Origin of the sequence: Tateyamaria sp. (assembly GCF_039940735.1) — a bacterium.
GTDB lineage: Bacteria > Pseudomonadota > Alphaproteobacteria > Rhodobacterales > Rhodobacteraceae > Tateyamaria.
In genome coordinates this window covers 19,362-37,887 of the sequence record NZ_JBDVGB010000014.1, presented here as the reverse complement: position 1 = coordinate 37,887, position 18,526 = coordinate 19,362, and the positions used below count along the sequence as shown (strand labels likewise).

Here is an 18,526-nt window from a genome sequence, read left to right as displayed (position 1 = left end):
TTATAGTGCTGAGTGACCGTTGACGCAGCCACGCACCCCCCGTATACCCTGCAAATCCGAAATTCGAGCCCCCTAAGGGATGCGACACATGAAAACCTATACCGCGACACCTGCGGACATCGACAAGAAATGGATCATCATCGACGCCGAAGGCATCGTGTTGGGCCGTCTTGCCGCTTTCGTCGCCACGCGCCTGCGTGGCAAGCATAAGCCGTCGTTCACGCCGCACATGGATTGTGGTGACAATGTCATCATCATCAACGCTGAAAAGATCCAGCTGACCGGCAACAAGCGTCAGGAACACCACTACTGGCACACAGGCCACCCCGGTGGGATCAAAAGCCGCACCAAGGAACAGATCCTTGAAGGCGCGCACCCTGAACGTGTTGTGACCCTTGCGGTCAAGCGCATGCTGCCCGGCAACAAGCTGAGCCGCCAGATCATGACCAACCTGCGCGTCTATGCAGGCAGCGATCACCCCCACGAGGCCCAAAGCCCCGAAGTTCTGGATGTTGCATCCATGAACAAGAAAAACACGCGGAGCGCATGAGTATGTCAGACGAAATCAACACACTCGAAGACCTGCAAGCTGTTGCAGGCGATGCAGCCCCCGCAGCTGTTGAAATGGTTCAACGCGACCCAGTGCGCGACGAATTTGGCCGCTCTTATGCCACAGGCAAACGTAAGGACGCGGTTGCCCGTGTCTGGATCAAACCCGGTTCGGGCAAGGTCACTGTCAACGGCAAAGAGATGAATACCTATTTTGCACGCCCCGTGCTGCAAATGATCCTAGCGCAACCGTTTTCGGTCGCTGGTGTTGAGGGTCAGTTCGACGTGGTTGCCACGGTCAAAGGCGGCGGTTTGTCTGGTCAAGCGGGTGCGGTTAAGCACGGCGTGTCCAAAGCGTTGCAGCTTTATGATCCCTCCTTGCGCGGCGCGCTGAAGGCGGCTGGTTTCCTCACACGCGACAGCCGCGTTGTGGAACGTAAGAAATACGGTAAGGCCAAAGCGCGTAAGAGCTTCCAGTTCTCTAAACGCTAAACTTTACCTCAGTACATTGGAAAAGGCCGTCTGCGTTTGGGCGGCCTTTTTCTTTTGTCTGATAGGCATGGCAATATTTTTCATTGTTGTACAAAATGGCCCAGCACGGAGACGGTATGATGTCTTGGAAAGATACAGTTAAACTGGATCGGACGAACTTGATCGCGCAGGGTGAAAACCGATTGGTTTATCAACATCCCACTCAGGATCATCTGCTAATAAAGTTGCCCAAACCCAACAGCAGAGATGAACGCAAGCTCAAGAGCTGGGGATTAAAACGCCCCGCTTTGATGCGTTATGGCAATTTGCGCACCATGCAACGCGAACAGGATGAATACACCGCACTGTTGTGGCGCAATAAGACGATTCCCACGTTCTTGTCCCGCCCGATGGGGATATGTGGAACGACCCTTGGACCCGGCGCACTTTACGAAAAAATTGCAGACCATGACGGATCGCTTGCCCCAACCGTCGGCGCGATGTGCAAAGCGGGTTCAGCGACTGAGGAGTTTGCCGTAAAGCTTGGCGCGTTTTTTGACCTTTTGATCGATCAAGGCTGCATCGCCCCGGGAATCAATTCGGGGAACATTGTCGTCCAAGGTGGAGGGGAACGATTTTACTTGATCGATGGCTTGGGTGAGTTGGTTTTGATCAAGACACAATGGTTGTCGGAACGGTTGCGGCGGCGCAATCTGGAAAAGCAAAAGGATGCCATGCTGGATTTGGTGCGCAGTCACATTCCATGATATCGTCACATCCCATGATATCAAAGTAACGCGTTACCCATCCGGCTTGATCAATCCCAGCCCGCGCAGATAAATTCCAATGCCGGTTTCCAGTAAATCTTCGGGTGGGAAGGGCGACGCGCGACCGGGAGAATTTCGCGCGAACAATTCAACCACGCCGTGGCTCATGGCCCAAATGTGGGCGGAAAACATCGACGCAGGCGGGCGTTTATCTTCGGGAATGTGTTGGGACAAATCACCTGCCGCCTTTTCCAACACCGCATTGGCGCGGCCTGCCACATCTGCCAATTCTGGCGTGCGGTTGATGGAAATACCGCTTTCAAACATCGCGATGTAATGGCCCGGGAAACGGCGGGCGAACGCCAGATAGGCGCGCCCGGTTGCTTCAAACGCCGCCAAAGCCGATGGTTGGCCTGATTGATAGGCGTGCTCCATCAGGTCAGCAAAGATACCATACCCTTGGCGCGCGCATTCCGCGATCAAATCCACGCGCCCCTCGTAATGGCGGTAGACGGCAGCGGGGGTTACGCCGGCCTGTTTGGCGGCCTCAGACAAGGTAAAGCCGGTGGGGCCTTTGTCCTCGATCAGCTTGAGGGCGGCTTCGATCAAGGCTTGGCGCAGGTTGCCGTGGTGGTATCCGCGTTTAGGCATCCCAAATATCCGGCCCGCCGCAAATGTCTTTATCAATCGCACCAATGGCTTGCGGGTCTTTGTTTGTGTAGTCCAGCCCATGCAACACAGTGCGGATTGCATTCAGGCGTGCACGACGTTTGTCATCGGACCGCACGATGGTCCATGGGGCGTGTTGCGAATGGGTTAGGGTTAACGTTTCGCGAATTGCATCGGTGTAGGCGTCCCATTTTTGCAGGCCTTTGACGTCGATATTGCTAAGCTTCCACTGCTTTAACGGATCACGCTCGCGGGCCAAAAAGCGTTGCAATTGTTCGGCGCGGCATACGTTCAGCCAGAACTTGAAAACATAGATGCCGTCATTGATCAGCATCTGTTCGAACGGGTTTACTTGGTCAAAGAAATGCGCGCGCTGTGCAGGGGTGCAAAAGCCAAACACATGTTCGACAACGCCGCGATTGTACCAACTGCGATCAAATAGGGCCAAATCTCCACCCGAAGGTAAGTGTCTGATGTACCGTTGGAAATACCATTCAGAGGATTCCGTTTCGGTCGGTTTAGACAGGGCCACAACGCGCGCGCTGCGTGGGTTCAGGTTTTCGGTGAACCGTTGGATAGTGCCACCTTTGCCTGCCGCGTCACGCCCTTCAAAGACGCAAGCGATGCGTGCGCCTGTGTCGTTGGCCCACGATTGCATCTTGACCAACTCGATCTGCAAAGCCTCCATTTGGGGCTCATAGACTTTGCTTTTCATCCGTTCCGCATGGGGATAGGTGGGGGCTAGAATCTTCTTCTTGTCCGCATTGCGAATTGTCTCGCGCACCGCATCAGGGGCATGCGTTTCAAAGAAACCGGTGATTGCACCGTCAAACGGAAGGCTCATGGCGTCGTCCAAGTTACTGCTCTTAACATGTAATATGGGGTAGGCGGGGCGTTAACGCAAACCGCTACGCGACGCCACACGATCAATTGCGTCAATCACAGCCTGAGGGTCGGCGTGTTGCGGCATGTGGCCGACGCCGGGCAGGACGGTCAGGTTTGCGCCTTTGATGTAGTCGGGAATGCGCGCGGCATGGATCGAAACTGGGACGATGGTGTCAGCGTCGCCGTGCACCATTTCAACAGGCACGTTGATTTCGCCATAATGGGATGACATTTCAACAACTTGCGGACGTAAAAAGTTCACTTGGCGAGCATTGGCACGCATGGACTGCCGGCGCAGTGACATGGCGGCCCCCACATGCGCTAGGTAACCGGCCGGTGGCTTTTGCGGTGCAAAGATCGCATCCAAAGAGCTGTCGACGTATGACTTTGGCAGAAAGGCCGAAAACACCGGTACGGCTAGCCCGCCGCCCAAAGCTGACCCGTTCAGGCGGTAGGTCCAACCCAAACCGTCGGGCCACGGCATTGCGACCCCGGCGACAGACACCACGCCCGCCAGATCGTCAAATTCCAGCGCCCACGCAAAGGCGACAATACCGCCGAACGAATGCCCAAGCACGATGGGTTTTGTAACGCCCAGCTTTTGCGTTGCGTCGTGCAAGACACGGGCCTGTTCTCGCGGTGTGGCGTGGCCTGTAGACCAAGCACGCGCATGGCTTGGGTCCGTCAGGCCAGACCAGCCCAAACCGGGACGATCCAGCACCGTAACGCGGTAGCGATCTTTGACCAGATCGGCAAAGGCCAAGGTAAAGTCACGCGTGCTGCCAGATGCGCCGTGCAACAGCACAAGGTCGGGGCCTTGCCCCATCTGCACGGCGTGAACTGTGACACCGTCCACGTCGATCAATTGTCCCATTGGGGGAAAGTTGCGTGCGGCAACCCGGTCGCGTTTCAGCGCAAACATTTGCACAAAGCCAAAAACCAGCAAGCCAAGGCCCAGCAACACAATCAAGGTCGTTTTCATCTTTTACCCTCGCAGATCGGTGCGATCCTGCCCAATGCGGTTCATGTCGTACGGGGTGGTCAGATAGATCTCGGACAACCAGTTGCCATAAAGTAGATGCGCGTGGCTGCGCCAGCGGTTGGCGGGGCGTTTGGTGGGGTCGTCTTCGGGGAAATAGCCGACGGGCAGGGAGATTTCTGCACCTTCGACCTGCACGTTGTCCAGATCTCGGTCGTATTCCTGTTTCAGCGTGTCACTGTCGTATTCAAAGTGGTTCAGGATATAAAGCGCGCGGTGCTCTGGGTCTTCGATCAGGCACGGCCCGGTTGCGTCTGAACCAAGTAAAATAGGCAGGCCTGCGGCTTCGACCTCGGCTTTGCGCACTTCGGTCCAGCGGCTGACGGGAATGACACATTCATCGGAAAACCCACGCAAGTAAGGTGAGGCAGGCGCTTGGTTCACGTGCCGATAAGCGCCGAACAGTTTGTGATCCAGCAGGTGTTTGGGCACTTTGTGGAAGTGGTGCAGCATCGCCATACCACCCCAGCACACACCAAAGGTCGAATGCACGTTCGTTTGCGTCCAATCCATGATGTCGTGCAGTTCGTTCCAATAACTGACATCTTCAAAGGCAAGATGTTCGATCGGAGCGCCAGTGATAATCAGCCCGTCGAATTTTTCGTCGCGGACTTCGCTGAAGGGGCGATAAAAGCTGTCCATATGGTCGGCCGAGGTGTTCTTGGCCTCGTGATCGGACATACGGATCAATGTCAGTTCGATTTGCAGCGGTGTCGCGCCGATGAGCCGTGCGAACTGCGTTTCGGTCTGGATTTTCTTGGGCATCAGGTTGAGCAGCCCGATTTTAAGGGGCCGGATGTCCTGATTTGCTGCCAACTCTTCGTCCATCACCATAACACCCTCGCGTTCGAGAACGGAGTAAGCGGGCAGGGTGCGGGGCAGTTTGAGGGGCATGTCTTGCTTTCTGGACCTAGGCGCGTGTGGCGGGGTTTGGGTTTGGCATATTTTTGGAACAATGAAGCCGTAGGGTGGTGGAGATAGTCTTAGGCTGTGCGCCGCTCAAGGGCTATGGCCACAAGATCGATGAAATCTGCTTCACCTTTGAGCGAGGCAACTTCGTCGGCTGTGACTGTCACGCCCCAGCGCGCCATGGCTTCATAACGTGGTTGGCGGTGCGCAAGCGCGCGCGCATACGTCCAGCGCACAAAGGCGTCTGGGTTTACTTTGTCCGCGGGTGTGTTTGTTTCGCTAAGGTATTCTTGCCAGCAGTTCAGAAGGAATTCGGGCTGATAGGCCATTGGTTTGGGCGCTTTGTCAAAGCGCGCAATCAGGGCTTGGGTATGAGCGGCGTCGCCTTTGATCCACAGGGGCAGGCACGTGGCACTCAGCGCGGTCATCAGTGGGTCGTTGTCATCGTTTGGGTCCACCCATTCGCAAATCGATCCGCCCGTATCGCAGATGAAATGCGGGTAGCCATAAAGCGCCTGTGCGCGCTGCGCGAAGTGGTGTGTGTCGTTGAGCGCGGCCAGTTCGGATTGGCGAAATTGTTCTTGGCGGCGGCGATATTCTTGGATCGCCAGCCCGCCGTGTGCTTCGTCGCCCGGCTTGCCCAGATAGGTCGACACAGGTGTAAGGTTATCAAAGGTGATGTTTGATCCGATATAGATGCTGTCACTGAGCAGCAGGTCACGCAGGAACGGGACCTTCATTGCCTCGGCTTTGGCGTTGTCCGCGATCAGTTCGCCCATATAGCGCGTGCCGATCCGGTAATCGATGGAGTAATGGAACCAATGCCCTGATGCGCGCACAGTGCCTGACATGTGCGTTTTGCCAAGGCCTGACATGCCATAGACCAGCACCCGCTTTTGCGATGAGGCGCGCCAATCGTCTGCGTCGCGGTATAACATGGCCTTAGTCCCTTGATTTTGCAGTCGCGACGTTGTCCTAGCCGGGGGCGGCGGCCCGGTCAACGTATGCGCTTTATCCATGCCCACGCGCGCCCGTCCAGAATGATAAGCCCAAGGGCCAGAAGCGCAAAGCCAACAAAGGCATTGGGGCTTAGGGTTTCGCCGCGCACAATTGCGCCAAGGGTAATGGCGATGGGGGCTACCAAAAGTGTGACCAGCATCAGATTGCCCGAACCGGCCATGGCAAGCACGCGGTAATACAGCAGATAAGCACCGGCAGAGGCGATGATGGCATAATAGGCGATGGCCGCCATTGTGGTGGGCTGCAAATCAAGGCTGATTGGGCCTTCGATCATCCATGCGAGCGGGACTGTCACCAACGTCGCCCCCGTAAGCATGCCTGCAGCTGCGACTTGTGGGGGTAGATCGCCCAAAAAGTGACGGGCCCAGACACCTGCTAACGCATAAGACACGGTCCCTGCGATCACGGCCAATTGCGCGAGGTTGCGCAGATCGAAGCTGGTGAAATTTTCTAGCCCGATGGCTGTCGCGACCCCGAAAAAGCCCAAGGTGACGCCAACGGCTTTTCGGTGTGTTATGCGTTCATCCGCGAGGAAAATGGCGGCGGCGATCACGCCAAAAATCGCAGTTGAGGCATTCAGGATCGAGGTCAGTCCGGTTTCGATGTAAAGCTGGCCCCATGCCATAAGGCCAAAGGGGATCACGTTGTTAAGCAGCCCCATGCCAAGGAAACCGATCCAGATGCGAGGCGCGCGGGGAATAGGTAAGCGCATCAACGCCACCACGCCCCAAAGCACCAGCATAGCCCAGCCTGTGCGATGCGCCACTGACGTCAGCGGCGATACTTCGTCCAGCGCAATGCGGATGGCGAGGAAAGAGCCACCCCAGATGCAAGCCAGCAGGATCATCTCGGCCCAGGCTCGGCCTGTCATGGTCTTTTGAACAGTCATGAAAGGATCAATGGCAGCGCGTGTGCCTTAACGCCACCCGGAACCTGCGCAAAGAAAAACCCCGCCCGGATGAAGGGGCAGGGTTAATAGAGCTTAAAAAGCTATGCTTTCATTCAGAATGCGTACTCAAACCGCAGACCAACCGAAACCGCGTCGTTGCTTTCAAAGTCTGCAACCGGATTGTCGCCGGGTGCAGCGATCGCGTCACCGAGGAATGTGTAACGTACACCACCAGCAATCGCGAAGCTTTCGTTGACATCGTATTTTCCGCCGATCGCGATGAATTGCGAACCGTTGGTCGGCGCTAACGGTGATATCAGATCATCGTCGCCTTCTGTCGAGAAGCCAGCGGAGATCGAACCAGACCACTTTTCGTTAAAGCGGCGGCCAATACCGATCGAAAAGTCAAAGCCGTCTTCTAGGTCTGTCAATGAGCTACCCGTTGCACCAAAGAAGCCTGCTGGTTGTACATCCGTATCACTATAGCGAGCATAGCGCACGTTCCCAAATAGCAACGTATTTGGCGCAATCCCGGTCTGGAAGTCGAGGTTGATTGATTCTGGCGTTTCGACTTCGGTTGTTGCACCTGGCGCGGAAATCTGTCCGAAGGGGAGAGACTCAACGGTTGGCAAATCATGTGTGGTGCCCGAATTGTACGTCAGTGCCACGCGAAGCGCGATATCGGGCTTTTCGTATGCGCCGCCAATGACATAGCCAAACGCACCGTCAGAGCCGAAGTTGCCGCTATATCCGTTCACACCTGTCGCTGTGCCAGGTGTGAAGGTGCCTGGTGTATTGAAGGCAAGACCACCTAGTGTGACGCTCGCGGAGATTTCTTGATAGCGAATACCGCCGTGCACCGACCAAGCGTCATTAAACTTGTAACGCCCCAATGCCGTATAGGCGGTGCTATCGACAGTTGCCCCAGTGCCGCCCAAAGTCGAGAAGACGGGGCTTTCAACATAGAAAGTGTCTGAGCCGTATGGCTCGTCGACAATAAAGGCAAACGACAATTTTTCATTGAATTGATATTTTATGGCCAAACCAGCGGTCACAAAACTCTCTGCGACATTTGCGATAGGCGCGCCGCCAAGAGCGGCTTGGTTTTGACCATCGATCGAGGGGTCCGTGAAGCCAAACGAAAGTTGAACTTGGTTTCCGTCCAGAAAAAGCGGAGTAATGCTTTGGCCTGAGCGGTCAAGACTGACAGCCCCAGCCGAGACGGTTGACGATAGCAGTGCGGCGACCGTGATAAGACGCGTTTTCATATTCATTCCTCCCAAAATGGCGCAGAATTTGAGCGGAGTGTCTGCGCTTTGGGCGCCAATAAGCAATTTTCAAGGTGCCTGCGTCAATAATGACCCTAGGGCACTTTTTCGGCATCGCCCCTTGCACCCTAAAACTGTGCCTTTGCAGTCACAGCGTCTTTGGGCGCTTCGTTTCGACCCAGATGTTAAGATAGTTACCCGCAAAGATCACCATCGCACCGATAAAAACCCAGATATCAATAGCTTCTCCGTAGGCGAGCATGCCAATAACAGCGATTGTCGGCAGTCGGATGAAGTCAATCGGGACCACGACTGTTGCGGGCGCAATGGCAAGGGCATTGGTGAGACAGTAATGCGCCAGCAGCCCCGCACAGCCGATCAGAAAGACCCAAGAGCCGGTTTGCGCATCTGGCCAAGTGATATTGCCGTCCCATCCCGCCAAAGCAACGCCCATGACCAGTTGCATCAATGTGAGCCAGAACAGAATGGACGTGATGCTTTCATTTCTGGTTAACCGTTTGGTCAGCATAATGGTAATAGCAAAGAAGATCGCGGAGGAGGCGGCAGTGAGCAGGCCGGGGTTGAGGCTTTGCATGTCGGGGCGCGCAACAATTAGGATTCCGGCAAACCCCATAAGGGCCGCCAACGCGCGTACAGGTGTCAGCCGTTCGCCCAGAATAAACGGGCTAAGCACGATCACCCAAATGGGCGAGGTGAATTCGAGAGCAAAGACCTGCGCCAGTGGAATGACCGTGACCGCGTAAAACCACAGGTTTTGCCCTGTGAAGTGGGCCGAGTTGCGTATCAGGTGTACGCCAAGGCGGTCGGTCTTGATACCTCGCCAAGCACCGGTTGCTGCGGCAAGTATACAGACAATGATGACGCCGACGACGCTGCGATACATCATGATCTCGAACGTATCGAGACTGCTTGATACTTCGCGCCCGGCCACCGCCATAAGAGAGAACGACGCAATGGAGCCGGACATCCAAAGAGCAGCGCGCAACACCGGGTTCATCTTAACGCGCGCTCGCCGAGGAGGGTGCGGAATTTGTATCAAATTCCGATCCGTTTTCTGCGTCAGAAAACGCGCGCGATGCCGGCAGGGTCATTCCCATTCGATGGTGCCGGGAGGTTTAGACGTAATGTCGTAGGTCACCCGATTGATGCCCGGAACTTCGTTGATGATCCGCGTCGCGGTTTCGCCAAGGAATTCATGCGTGAACGGATAATAATCCGCGGTCATTCCATCGACCGAAGTAACGGCCCGCAATGCGCAGGCATAATCATAGGTGCGCCCATCGCCCATCACACCGACTGTGCGTACAGGCAAGATCGCGACAAAGGCCTGCCAAATCTCGTCATAAAGCCCATGTTTGCGGATTTGGTCGATATAGATCGCATCCGCTTCCCGTAGGATATCCAGCTTAGGGATCGTGATTTCTCCGGGACAGCGGATCGCAAGGCCGGGACCGGGGAAGGGGTGTCGCCCAATGAAGGATGCAGGCAAGCCCAGCTCGTGCCCCAATGCACGCACTTCGTCTTTGAACAGCTCGCGCAGCGGTTCGACCAGTTTCAGGCCCATCTTTTCGGGCAAGCCGCCCACGTTGTGGTGGCTTTTGATGGTAACGGATGGCCCGCCGCTAAAGGACACGGATTCGATCACGTCAGGGTACAGCGTGCCTTGGGCCAGAAATTCAGCGCCATCAATCTGATCGGCGTATTTTTGGAACACGTCAATAAACAAACGTCCGATAATCTTGCGCTTGGTTTCGGGGTCCGATTGGCCATCAAGTTCGCCAAGGAACAGATCTGCTTCATCTGCGTGGATGACTGTCAGGTTCATGTTGTCGCGGAACATGGCGACGACTTCGGCCGCTTCGTCTTTGCGCAACAGGCCATGATCCACAAAGACGCAGGTAAGCTGATCACCCACCGCTTCGTGCAACAGTGCGGCCGCGACAGAGCTGTCGACCCCACCAGACAGCGCACAGATCACATTCTTGTCGCCAACTTGGGCGCGGATTTTCTGAATGGCCTCTTCGCGGTAGGCCCCCATGGTCCAATCGCCTTTAAACCCGGCGATACGCACAAAGTTCTCGTACAGTTTCGCCCCGCGCGGCGTGTGGTGCACCTCGGGGTGGAACTGAACCGCATAGAAGTGGCGATTTGCATCAGCCGTGATGGCATAAGGCGCATTGGGGGAGGTGCCGTAGACCTCAAACCCCGGTGCAAGACGCGAGACGTGATCGCCGTGGCTCATCCAGACTTGTTCTTGGCCGGTTTCGAACCAGCCGTTGAGCAGATCAAGGTCGCTAGAGGGCGTGACAAAAGCGCGCCCAAATTCGGCAGTGCCGCCGCCACCCGAGATTTTGCCGCCACGTACTTCGCCGCCAAGCTGTTCCATCATCAGCTGTTGGCCATAGCAGATGCCAAGGATCGGCAGACCCATGTCAAAGATTTCGTCCGGCGCGCGGGGCGAACCTTCGCGGGTCACGCTGTCAGGGCCACCCGACAGGATGATCGCGCGCGGTGCCATATCGCGCACGAAGTCCATCGTGACATTCTGATAGGGGTGAATTTCGCAATAAACGTTCAACTCGCGAAGGCGGCGCGCGATAAGCTGCGTAACCTGGCTGCCGAAGTCTATGATGAGGAGGCGGTCGTGAATCTGATCTGTCATGTCATGTGCAATATGCGCGGTCTGCGATGCTGGCAAGGACCCGACAGCGGCCAGACCACAAACCCAAAGGGTTTTTTAAGCCTGAGGCCGGGCAATGTCGCTTTTTTCTCTCTTGTGGCGCTTCCTGCGTACCTGTGCGGGCGGGATAGGCTAGGACACTGTCCACAGATCAAATGTGTTCAAGGGGATCACGCATGGCCGACGCAACAGCACCCAGCAGACGGACTCGTGGTGGGGGTGGTGCTGCACGTCGCGCCGCGCTCTCTGCCGTGTCCTTTGAAACGGCGCGTTATATCGAACGCAACATTCCCAACTACGAAGTGCTAAGCGAAGAAGCCCTTGAGGTGATCGAGCACAATGCCGAGGTGATTCTAGAAGAGATCGGCGTTAATTTTCCTGACAACCCGGCGGCGCTAAAGCGCTGGGCGGATGCGGGGGCCGATATTGATGGTGAACGTGTGCGTATTCCGCGCGGGCTGGCGCGTCAGCTTTGTGCCACTGCCCCGTCCACGTATACGCAACATGCCCGCAACCCTGATCGCAATGTGGTCGTGGGGGGCAGGAACCTTGTATTGGCACCGGTCTATGGTCCGCCTTTTGTGCGCGATGCAGAAGGGGGGCGGCGCTATGCCACGATGGAGGATTTCCGCAAGTTCGTGAAGCTTGGCTATATGTCCAAGTGGTTGCACCATTCCGGTGGCACGGTTTGCGAACCCACAGATGTGGCCGTGAACAAACGCCATCTGGATATGTTGCATGCGCATATGACGCTCAGTGACAAGCCTTACATGGGGTCGGTGACCGAACCATCGCGCGCGCGCGACTCCGTTGAGATGTCCGAAGTGCTGTTTGGTAAGGACTTTGTTGCTGAAAATACAGTAATGACGTCGCTGATCAACATCAACTCGCCCATGACCTTTGACGATGTGATGATGGGCGCGCTTGAAGTCTATGCGCAAGCGGGTCAGGCCTGCATCATTTCGCCCTTTATCGTCGGCGGAGCGATGGCGCCTGTGTCGGTGGCGGGCACGCTGACCCAAGTGATGGCCGAAGTGCTGGCAGGGATTGCATATTCGCAATTGTGTCGCGCCGGCGCACCGGTGATCATGGGTGCATTCGTGACCTCGATCGATATGAACTCGGGTGCACCTACATTTGGCACGCCCGAAGCATCGCAGATCACCTATGGCGCTGGGCAATTGGCACGGCGCCTTGGTTTGCCATTCCGGTCAGCAGGCGGGTTTAGTGGTTCAAAATTACCCGATGCGCAGGCGGCGTATGAGACGTCGAACTCATTGAATATGGGGCTGTTGTCGGGGGTGAACTTTATGCTGCACGCCTGTGGATGGCTCGAAGGCGGGTTGGTCAGCAGTTTTGAAAAGTTTGTGATGGATGCAGATCAGTTGGGCACGTTGCACCATATGGCGGCAGGCGTGCAGATGGATGAAGAGGCCCAAGCGCTGGGCGCGATCCGCGAAGTCGGCCCCGGCGGGCACTACCTTGGATGTGCGCACACGCAGGCAAATTTCAAAACGGCGTTCTGGAAATCTGACTTGTTGGATTACAAACCGTTTGAGACATGGTCGGACGAGGGCGCACGTGACACGCAAACACTGGCAACCGAGCGGGTGGCCAAAATGCTGAACGATTATCAGCAACCCGCCATGGATCCCGCCACGCGCGAGGCGCTTGATGCCTACGTCGCGCAGAAGAAAGAAGCGGAGCCCGACAGCTTTATGTAAGGCCGCGCCGGCGGCGCTGTATTTTTCCTGAACAAGACCGCGCGGGCTTAGGCAGGGGCCTTGGTGGCCTGAGGTGCTTGGGCTGCACGCAAGATGCGGCTTTCACCGACAATGGCGATCAACACATCGATATGGCGCAACAAGCTATAGGACGAATCTTCGGCCAGACGCTGTGTGTTCAGTTCTGATTCTATTTCCATCAGGCGCACAAGGGCCGCACCATGGCGTGGCAGCTGGCCGTAGCCCAAAAGGCGCGGCAAATGGGCAGCGCGGCGGTAATCTTCGGCACCGATTCTTGCCGCCCGCATCAACAGGCGTGGGCGGTGCAGGGCGTTTAACATCGACAGAATATCTTGCATTTCCGGTACTCCTAAAGCTGCGTGTCGATCCGAACTTGGCCGCGCCGACAACTTCACCATGACACAATCCATGAGGGTGTTGCGTAGGGCCGTTTGATGCCGTTCGTTCGTTTAGCGACTGTTTATCATTTAGAAACAATGCTGCGTATACCGACGAATGTTAACGAACAGGTAACTAATACACCCATAGGTTGTGTGGATAACTTGTGGATAACCGGGGCGCACAGATCCCGCCGCACTCGAACAGAGGACAAAAGACACAATGCGCCAGATTGAAGGATCTTCTCCCGTGCTCGCGGGTTTACCGGGGTGGGTGCCAGATGCAGCAATGCACTACCTGGCCCACACCGAAGCGGGTTTGCCCATTCGGGAACTGGCCCGCAAATCGGGCTGTCACGCGTCAACTGTGTTGCGTCAAATTCGTAAATACGAGACGCGCCGCGACGATCCGCTGATTGATGCGGTTCTGCGTAAGTTGGGTGCACATGTGGTTCAAAAGGCTTCGTCGGCTGGAACTGAGCAACATAAGGAATGCGATCCGATGCAATATGCGATCAAGGATCAAGGCCCCGATACTCCTACATTGACGCGTGATGCGCGTCGAATTCTGCGCCGATTGTGTGAAACAGGGGCGGTACTGGCAGTCGCGGTGGATATGGAAAAGGCAGTTGTGGTGCGCGATGGTGCGACAGGCACCAGCACGCGAACGGCAGTTGTTGATCGCAAAGTGGCCGAAGCCATGGCGCTGCAAGATTGGATCGTCGCCGAAACCACGGGGCGAATCACGCGCTATAAGATCACGGCCGCCGGGCGTACAGTGCTTGCAGAAATGTTGGACGGTGCCGAGGAAAACGCACCCGGTTTGGCGGAAGCGCCTGCAGAGTTTGCTGATCAACACCGTGTTTGGGGTGAGCGCACGGTGCGCGACAATGAAACGGGCCAGCGCCGCAAGGTGCGGTACAACCTAGCGGAATCGCCTTTGACTGCCCTTGCGCGTCGTCGCAACAAGGATGGCGCCGTGTTTTTGACTGACGATCTGGTAAGTGCCGGCGAACGCCTGCGTGAGGATTTTGAATTGGCGCAGATGGGGCCGCGTGTAGCGCAAAACTGGGATCGGTTTTTGACCGGTGGCGGGCGCGGTGGCTTTGCTCAAGACAGCGGTATTGGAAATGGCCCTGAGCGTGCGCGTACCCGCGTTGCCCATGCGCTAAAGGATATGGGGCCGGGGTTGTCTGATGTGGTTCTGCGGTGCTGTTGCTATCTCGAAGGATTGGAATCCGCGGAAAAGCGGCTTGGTTGGTCGGCACGTTCGGGCAAAATTGTACTGCGCATCGCGCTGATGCGTCTCAAGCAACATTATGACGAAACGACGGGACCGGGGGGCGGGCTGATTGGGTAATACCCCAGCTTTTCGAGCAAGAATGGCGTCGCGGTCCCTCCATCGCGGCGCCATTTTTATGTGTGGCGTGTGATGTTAGGGCAGGGCTGGGGCGCCGCCCCAGACCCCGGAGTATTTTGCGAACAATGAAGGTGGGCGCATTTTCGTGATGCATAGCCGCTTTGCATGCAGTTGGTGTTCATCTTATGTAGACCTATGTTAGATATAGTTGAACGTTAAACCAAATGGCAGGCCCCCATGCGCGATTTGAAAATTCCTGAGCAGCGCCACCCGGAAAAAGCACGTCGCCCGGACAACCCTCAGCCCAAGAAACCCGACTGGATTCGCGTCAAAGCCCCAGGCGGAGAGGGCTATACTGAGACCGCGCGCATTATGCGTGAAAACAAGCTGGTCACGGTCTGTGAAGAAGCGGGCTGCCCGAATGTTGGCGAATGCTGGTCGCAGGGGCATGCCACCATGATGATCATGGGCGAGGTCTGTACCCGTGCCTGCACTTTTTGCAACATCGCCACCGGTAAACCGCCAGAGGACTTAGATGCTTTTGAACCAGGGCGTGTTGCACATGCGGTTGAAAAGCTGGGATTGAACCATGTGGTGATCACATCGGTGGATCGTGACGATATTGAGGATGGTGGCGCTGATCACTTTGCCCAAACCATTCGTGCCATTCGGCACCGCAGCCCGAATACGACCATTGAAATTCTGACGCCTGACTTTATTCGTTGTGATCCGAGTGTGTTAGAGGTCGTTGTTGAAGCGCGCCCTGACGTGTTTAACCACAACCTTGAAACTGTGCCGGGCCTATATCCTGAGGTCCGCCCGGGTGCGCGGTATTTCCATTCTTTGCGCTTGTTGCAGCGTGTCAAAGAGTTGGATCCGAAGATGTTTACCAAGTCTGGTATCATGGTTGGTCTTGGCGAAGATCGCCAATCGGTTGTCCAAGTCATGGAAGACATGCGCGCCGCGGACATCGATTTTTTGACCGTCGGTCAATACTTGCAACCCACCCCAAAACACCACCGTGTCGATCGTTTTGTGACGCCGGATGAGTTCGCCTCATACGAAAAGGCGGCTTTTGGCAAAGGGTTCCTGATGGTTTCAGCGACGCCACTGACGCGGTCATCTTATCACGCAGGTGATGACTTTGCGCGCCTTCGGGCCGCGCGGAACGCAAAGCTGGCGTGAAACTGTGGTGATGATTTTTGCGCCGGGCAATAGCCCCGCGTGTGGCAGATGGGCGGGATTCTAGAGTTCCTTGACTCAGTCCGGACCGTTGAATTTGAACTGACCGCACGACCATCCGCAGTCGGCTGGTGGCAAGGCGTACGGCCAATATTAAGGGATTGCTGGTAGCGCTTTGACATAGGCCGCGATGGCGGCGCGGTCGGATTCAGGCAATTGGCTTAGGTTTTCAATGACTTCGGCCATTTCGCCACCTGCGCTGTCATACTCAGGCGTAAAGCCAGAGGTGAAGTATTCCACCAGATCTCTTTCGCTCCAATCAAGGGCGGCGGGGGTGATGTTGGGGATTTTACCTTTACCAGATGGGTTCGGCGCGCCTGCCATCCAAGCAGAACGATCCAAACCTCCCAAGGCATTTCTGGGCGTGTGGCATTCTGCGCAATGGGCAAGCCCTTCGGCCAGATAACGTCCGCGTTCTAAGGTGGGCTTGCCGACTGGCGTTGCAAAATCATCGGGCATAAAGGCCAGTTTCCACAAGCCAAGACCCCGTCGAATGTTAAAGGGAAAACCGACGTCATGCGCGATGCTGGCCGTTGGATCACCCGGCAGAGTTTGGATATAGGCAAACAGGTCCGCAACATCGTCCGATGTCATGTGTTGATAGGCGGCATAGGGAAAGGCGGGATAAAGGTGTTGGCCTTGGGGTGAAACACCCAAAGTGATGGCGCGTGTAAAGCCATCGAGGGTCCAGCTGCCGATGCCAACATCGGGGTCCGAAGAGATGTTGGGCGCATAGAATGTGCCGAAATCGCTGGGAAAACCTTTGCCACCTGCCAAAATTGGCGCGCCTTCAGATGTGGCATCTGGTGCCGTATGGCAAGAAGCGCAGCCCGCGGCTGCGAACACAAGCGCGCCTGCGTCTATGTCTGGCTCATGATCCTTGGCGTAATTGTCGGGCAATGTGTCTGGGCTTGTCAGATATAGCCCGGCGACAATGGCCAGCAGCGCGAACGCTGCCAGCGTTTTGAAAGCACGTATCACTCGCGCTTAGTTTTTAGGGCCGCGGTAGGCTTTGTGACATGCGCCACAGGCAGCACCAACGGGGCCCATAGCGGCTTGCAACGATGCAAGATCAGTACCGGCCGCCGTCACCATTGCCGCAGTTGCCGTTTCAAGATCGACAAATTTTGCTTCGAATCCTGCGTGGTCACTGAAGGCTTCGGGCAAGGCACGCGATCCGGCAACAACACCCTGTTCCGTGCCGTCGATCCACATGACGATTCGGTTCATCGACGCTGCTGCATTCAGGTTTTCTGCTGCCGCCGATGCGGTTGCCGCATCATAGGGTGCTTCGCCCTTCGCCATGCCGCCCAACAGACCAAGGCTGTAGCCGATGACGCCCATTTGGCCATTGCGGGCTTTGACCGCCCCTTCGAGGGCAGCGGTGTGGCCATCTGCGAAAGCTGCAAATCCGAAGGTGGCAACGGCGGCGGATGTGAGAGACAGTTTAAAAAGGCGCATGTTCTGAAAGTCCTGACTTTGGGCTGGGATTTGATGTGAGAAGTCTAACGCGTTTGGAGGGTTTGCCAAGGTCACGTTTCCGGCATTTAGAGATTCATCAACCGAAGTTAAGTAAAGCGCACTTTGCCAATAAAGGGCAGGTTGCGGTTGCGTTGGGCGAAGTCGATACCGTAGCCCACGACAAATTCATCTGGGATTTCAAAGCCGGTCCAATCGGCGCGCACATCCGCTTCGCGTCGGGTCGGTTTGTCTAGCAACGCGATCGAGCGCAACTTGGCTGGGTTGCGCCCTTTTAGCAGCCGGATCACGTGGTGCATGGTGTGCCCGGTGTCAACGATGTCTTCGACGACAAGCACATCGCGCCCCTCGATCGCGCCGCGTAAGTCTTTGAGAATGCGTACTTCTCGGCTGCTTTCCATGCCGTCACCATAAGACGACGCCTCAAGAAAATCGACCTCAATCGGGAGGTCCAATTCACGCACGAGATCTGCGATGAACACAAAGCTTCCGCGCAGCAACCCGACGACGATGAGCTTGTCGGTGTCGCCAAATTCACTTTGAATTTCGCCGCATAGATCCTCGATCCGGGCTGCAATGGCTTTGGCCGATATCATTTGGTCTATCACATATGGACGATCTGACATGGGGATCCCCTTGAAATTGTGGTCCAACCGGGACACATCGACGTTGAACGCCACACAGAGGTTCTTTCTAAACCAATGCCCACCCATTCCGAAACCCGCTTCCTACCATATTCTCCGGAACAGATGTACGCTTTGGTGGCCGATGTGCCGTCTTATCCCGATTTCCTACCTTGGTGTGCCGCTGCGAGGGTGCGTAAAGTAACGCCGCAAGGGGATAGCGAAGTGATGGACGCCGATCTGGTGATCAGCTTCAAAGTTTTTCGTGAACGTTTTGGCAGTCGCGTTGTGTTGTGGTCGGATGCGCACAAGATCGAAACGGAATATCTGGATGGCCCGTTTCGCTATATGAAGTCGAATTGGGCGTTCTCTCCCGCGGAAGGCGGGTGTGATGTGGCGTTTTTCGTGGACTTTGAGTTCAAGAATGCCATTCTGCAAGGCATCATTGGCGTTGTGTTCAACGAAGCGATGCAGCGCATTGTACGCGCGTTTGAGCGGCGGGCTACGGCGCTTTACGGGTAAGGTCTGTGCGT

At 56.1% G+C, this 18,526-nt stretch carries 20 protein-coding genes; 7 read left to right on the top strand and 13 right to left on the bottom strand.

Features of this window, described 5'->3' with window-relative positions:
* Positions 1-88: 88 nt before the first annotated feature.
* From rplM to ABJF76_RS02110, 3 genes are all read left to right on the top strand, one after another.
* Positions 89-550, top strand: coding sequence for a 50S ribosomal protein L13 (gene rplM, locus ABJF76_RS02120; protein WP_413821458.1), 462 nt, complete (start codon positions 89-91; stop codon positions 548-550).
* 2 nt (positions 551-552) lie between these two features.
* Complete coding sequence (gene rpsI / locus ABJF76_RS02115) at positions 553-1,041, top strand: 30S ribosomal protein S9 (protein WP_413821459.1); 489 nt, start codon at positions 553-555, stop codon at positions 1,039-1,041.
* A gap of 116 nt (positions 1,042-1,157) precedes the next feature.
* Complete coding sequence (locus ABJF76_RS02110; RefSeq protein WP_413821460.1) at positions 1,158-1,787, top strand: YrbL family protein; 630 nt, start codon at positions 1,158-1,160, stop codon at positions 1,785-1,787.
* A 33-nt stretch (positions 1,788-1,820) separates the two neighbouring features.
* On the opposite strand, the gene ABJF76_RS02105 is transcribed toward ABJF76_RS02110, so the two are convergent.
* The 9 genes from ABJF76_RS02105 to guaA form a co-directional block, all read right to left on the bottom strand.
* Positions 1,821-2,438 (bottom strand): TetR/AcrR family transcriptional regulator, encoded by a 618-nt coding sequence (locus ABJF76_RS02105; RefSeq protein ID WP_413821461.1) that lies wholly within the window; start codon positions 2,436-2,438, stop codon positions 1,821-1,823.
* A complete protein-coding gene (gene ppk2, locus ABJF76_RS02100; protein WP_413821462.1) occupies positions 2,431-3,300 on the bottom strand; it encodes a polyphosphate kinase 2 in 870 nt (289 codons plus the stop codon). Before ppk2 ends, ABJF76_RS02105 begins: the two co-directional genes overlap by 8 nt.
* 51 nt (positions 3,301-3,351) lie before the next feature.
* Positions 3,352-4,323, bottom strand: coding sequence for an alpha/beta fold hydrolase (locus ABJF76_RS02095; RefSeq protein ID WP_413821463.1), 972 nt, complete (start codon positions 4,321-4,323; stop codon positions 3,352-3,354).
* Between the two features lie 3 nt (positions 4,324-4,326).
* Positions 4,327-5,274, bottom strand: coding sequence for a homoserine O-succinyltransferase (locus ABJF76_RS02090; RefSeq protein WP_413821464.1), 948 nt, complete (start codon positions 5,272-5,274; stop codon positions 4,327-4,329).
* Between the two features lie 89 nt (positions 5,275-5,363).
* The gene (locus tag ABJF76_RS02085) at positions 5,364-6,227 is read right to left on the bottom strand and encodes an ATPase (protein WP_413821465.1); all 864 of its coding nucleotides are present in this window, start codon (positions 6,225-6,227) and stop codon (positions 5,364-5,366) included.
* 59 nt (positions 6,228-6,286) lie between these two features.
* Entirely contained in the window at positions 6,287-7,198 is a 912-nt protein-coding gene (locus tag ABJF76_RS02080; RefSeq protein ID WP_413821466.1) for a DMT family transporter, read from the bottom strand.
* Positions 7,199-7,311: 113 nt separating this feature from the next.
* Entirely contained in the window at positions 7,312-8,466 is a 1,155-nt protein-coding gene (locus ABJF76_RS02075; RefSeq protein ID WP_413821467.1) for an OmpP1/FadL family transporter, read from the bottom strand.
* Positions 8,467-8,614: 148 nt separating this feature from the next.
* Positions 8,615-9,484 carry a DMT family transporter gene (locus tag ABJF76_RS02070; RefSeq protein WP_413821468.1) on the bottom strand — a complete coding sequence of 290 codons (870 nt, stop codon included), beginning with the start codon at positions 9,482-9,484 and terminating at the stop codon, positions 8,615-8,617.
* Between the two features lie 90 nt (positions 9,485-9,574).
* Positions 9,575-11,149: a glutamine-hydrolyzing GMP synthase gene (gene guaA / locus ABJF76_RS02065; RefSeq protein WP_413821469.1), complete on the bottom strand. Its 1,575-nt coding sequence runs from the start codon at positions 11,147-11,149 to the stop codon at positions 9,575-9,577.
* Positions 11,150-11,343: 194 nt separating this feature from the next.
* Between guaA and ABJF76_RS02060 the strand changes: the two genes are divergently transcribed.
* Positions 11,344-12,891, top strand: a complete 1,548-nt coding sequence (locus ABJF76_RS02060; RefSeq protein WP_413821470.1) for a trimethylamine methyltransferase family protein — start codon at positions 11,344-11,346, stop codon at positions 12,889-12,891.
* A 47-nt stretch (positions 12,892-12,938) separates the two neighbouring features.
* Here the strand turns inward: ABJF76_RS02060 and ABJF76_RS02055 are convergent, their stop codons facing one another.
* Positions 12,939-13,250: a DUF6477 family protein gene (locus tag ABJF76_RS02055; protein WP_413821471.1), complete on the bottom strand. Its 312-nt coding sequence runs from the start codon at positions 13,248-13,250 to the stop codon at positions 12,939-12,941.
* 262 nt (positions 13,251-13,512) lie between these two features.
* Here ABJF76_RS02055 and ABJF76_RS02050 point away from each other — a divergent pair, with 262 nt between their 5' ends.
* Both ABJF76_RS02050 and lipA read left to right on the top strand, forming a co-directional pair.
* On the top strand, positions 13,513-14,649 hold the full coding sequence (locus tag ABJF76_RS02050; protein WP_413821472.1) for a DUF6456 domain-containing protein: 1,137 nt from the start codon (positions 13,513-13,515) through the stop codon (positions 14,647-14,649).
* 237 nt (positions 14,650-14,886) lie between these two features.
* A complete protein-coding gene (gene lipA, locus ABJF76_RS02045; RefSeq protein ID WP_413821473.1) occupies positions 14,887-15,834 on the top strand; it encodes a lipoyl synthase in 948 nt (315 codons plus the stop codon).
* A 150-nt stretch (positions 15,835-15,984) separates the two neighbouring features.
* Here the strand turns inward: lipA and ABJF76_RS02040 are convergent, their stop codons facing one another.
* The 3 genes from ABJF76_RS02040 to hpt all read right to left on the bottom strand — a co-directional run bounded on the left by ABJF76_RS02040 (position 15,985) and on the right by hpt (position 17,996).
* Positions 15,985-16,872 (bottom strand): c-type cytochrome, encoded by an 888-nt coding sequence (locus ABJF76_RS02040; RefSeq protein WP_413821474.1) that lies wholly within the window; start codon positions 16,870-16,872, stop codon positions 15,985-15,987.
* 6 nt (positions 16,873-16,878) lie between these two features.
* A complete protein-coding gene (locus ABJF76_RS02035) occupies positions 16,879-17,352 on the bottom strand; it encodes a c-type cytochrome (protein ID WP_413821475.1) in 474 nt (157 codons plus the stop codon).
* A gap of 107 nt (positions 17,353-17,459) precedes the next feature.
* On the bottom strand, positions 17,460-17,996 hold the full coding sequence (gene hpt / locus ABJF76_RS02030) for a hypoxanthine phosphoribosyltransferase (RefSeq protein WP_413821476.1): 537 nt from the start codon (positions 17,994-17,996) through the stop codon (positions 17,460-17,462).
* A gap of 75 nt (positions 17,997-18,071) precedes the next feature.
* On the opposite strand from hpt, the gene ABJF76_RS02025 reads away from it, so the two are divergent.
* Positions 18,072-18,515: a type II toxin-antitoxin system RatA family toxin gene (locus ABJF76_RS02025; protein ID WP_413821477.1), complete on the top strand. Its 444-nt coding sequence runs from the start codon at positions 18,072-18,074 to the stop codon at positions 18,513-18,515.
* Positions 18,516-18,526 lie beyond the last annotated feature (11 nt).

What these genes read in the sequence shown, in the direction of transcription:
- ABJF76_RS02055 (WP_413821471.1), bottom strand. Translation starts at nt 13,250, where the DNA reads ATGCAAGATATTCTGTCGATGTTAAACGCCCTGCACCGCCCACGCCTG.
- hpt (WP_413821476.1), bottom strand. Translation starts at nt 17,996, where the DNA reads ATGTCAGATCGTCCATATGTGATAGACCAAATGATATCGGCCAAAGCC.
- ABJF76_RS02090 (WP_413821464.1), bottom strand. Translation starts at nt 5,274, where the DNA reads ATGCCCCTCAAACTGCCCCGCACCCTGCCCGCTTACTCCGTTCTCGAA.
- ABJF76_RS02035 (WP_413821475.1), bottom strand. Translation starts at nt 17,352, where the DNA reads ATGCGCCTTTTTAAACTGTCTCTCACATCCGCCGCCGTTGCCACCTTC.
- ABJF76_RS02050 (WP_413821472.1), top strand. Translation starts at nt 13,513, where the DNA reads ATGCGCCAGATTGAAGGATCTTCTCCCGTGCTCGCGGGTTTACCGGGG.
- rplM (WP_413821458.1), top strand. Translation starts at nt 89, where the DNA reads ATGAAAACCTATACCGCGACACCTGCGGACATCGACAAGAAATGGATC.
- ABJF76_RS02085 (WP_413821465.1), bottom strand. Translation starts at nt 6,227, where the DNA reads ATGTTATACCGCGACGCAGACGATTGGCGCGCCTCATCGCAAAAGCGG.
- rpsI (WP_413821459.1), top strand. Translation starts at nt 553, where the DNA reads ATGTCAGACGAAATCAACACACTCGAAGACCTGCAAGCTGTTGCAGGC.
- ABJF76_RS02025 (WP_413821477.1), top strand. Translation starts at nt 18,072, where the DNA reads ATGCCCACCCATTCCGAAACCCGCTTCCTACCATATTCTCCGGAACAG.
- ABJF76_RS02070 (WP_413821468.1), bottom strand. Translation starts at nt 9,484, where the DNA reads ATGAACCCGGTGTTGCGCGCTGCTCTTTGGATGTCCGGCTCCATTGCG.
- ABJF76_RS02110 (WP_413821460.1), top strand. Translation starts at nt 1,158, where the DNA reads ATGATGTCTTGGAAAGATACAGTTAAACTGGATCGGACGAACTTGATC.
- guaA (WP_413821469.1), bottom strand. Translation starts at nt 11,149, where the DNA reads ATGACAGATCAGATTCACGACCGCCTCCTCATCATAGACTTCGGCAGC.
- ABJF76_RS02080 (WP_413821466.1), bottom strand. Translation starts at nt 7,198, where the DNA reads ATGACTGTTCAAAAGACCATGACAGGCCGAGCCTGGGCCGAGATGATC.
- ABJF76_RS02075 (WP_413821467.1), bottom strand. Translation starts at nt 8,466, where the DNA reads ATGAAAACGCGTCTTATCACGGTCGCCGCACTGCTATCGTCAACCGTC.
- ABJF76_RS02105 (WP_413821461.1), bottom strand. Translation starts at nt 2,438, where the DNA reads ATGCCTAAACGCGGATACCACCACGGCAACCTGCGCCAAGCCTTGATC.
- ABJF76_RS02060 (WP_413821470.1), top strand. Translation starts at nt 11,344, where the DNA reads ATGGCCGACGCAACAGCACCCAGCAGACGGACTCGTGGTGGGGGTGGT.
- lipA (WP_413821473.1), top strand. Translation starts at nt 14,887, where the DNA reads ATGCGCGATTTGAAAATTCCTGAGCAGCGCCACCCGGAAAAAGCACGT.
- ABJF76_RS02095 (WP_413821463.1), bottom strand. Translation starts at nt 4,323, where the DNA reads ATGAAAACGACCTTGATTGTGTTGCTGGGCCTTGGCTTGCTGGTTTTT.
- ppk2 (WP_413821462.1), bottom strand. Translation starts at nt 3,300, where the DNA reads ATGAGCCTTCCGTTTGACGGTGCAATCACCGGTTTCTTTGAAACGCAT.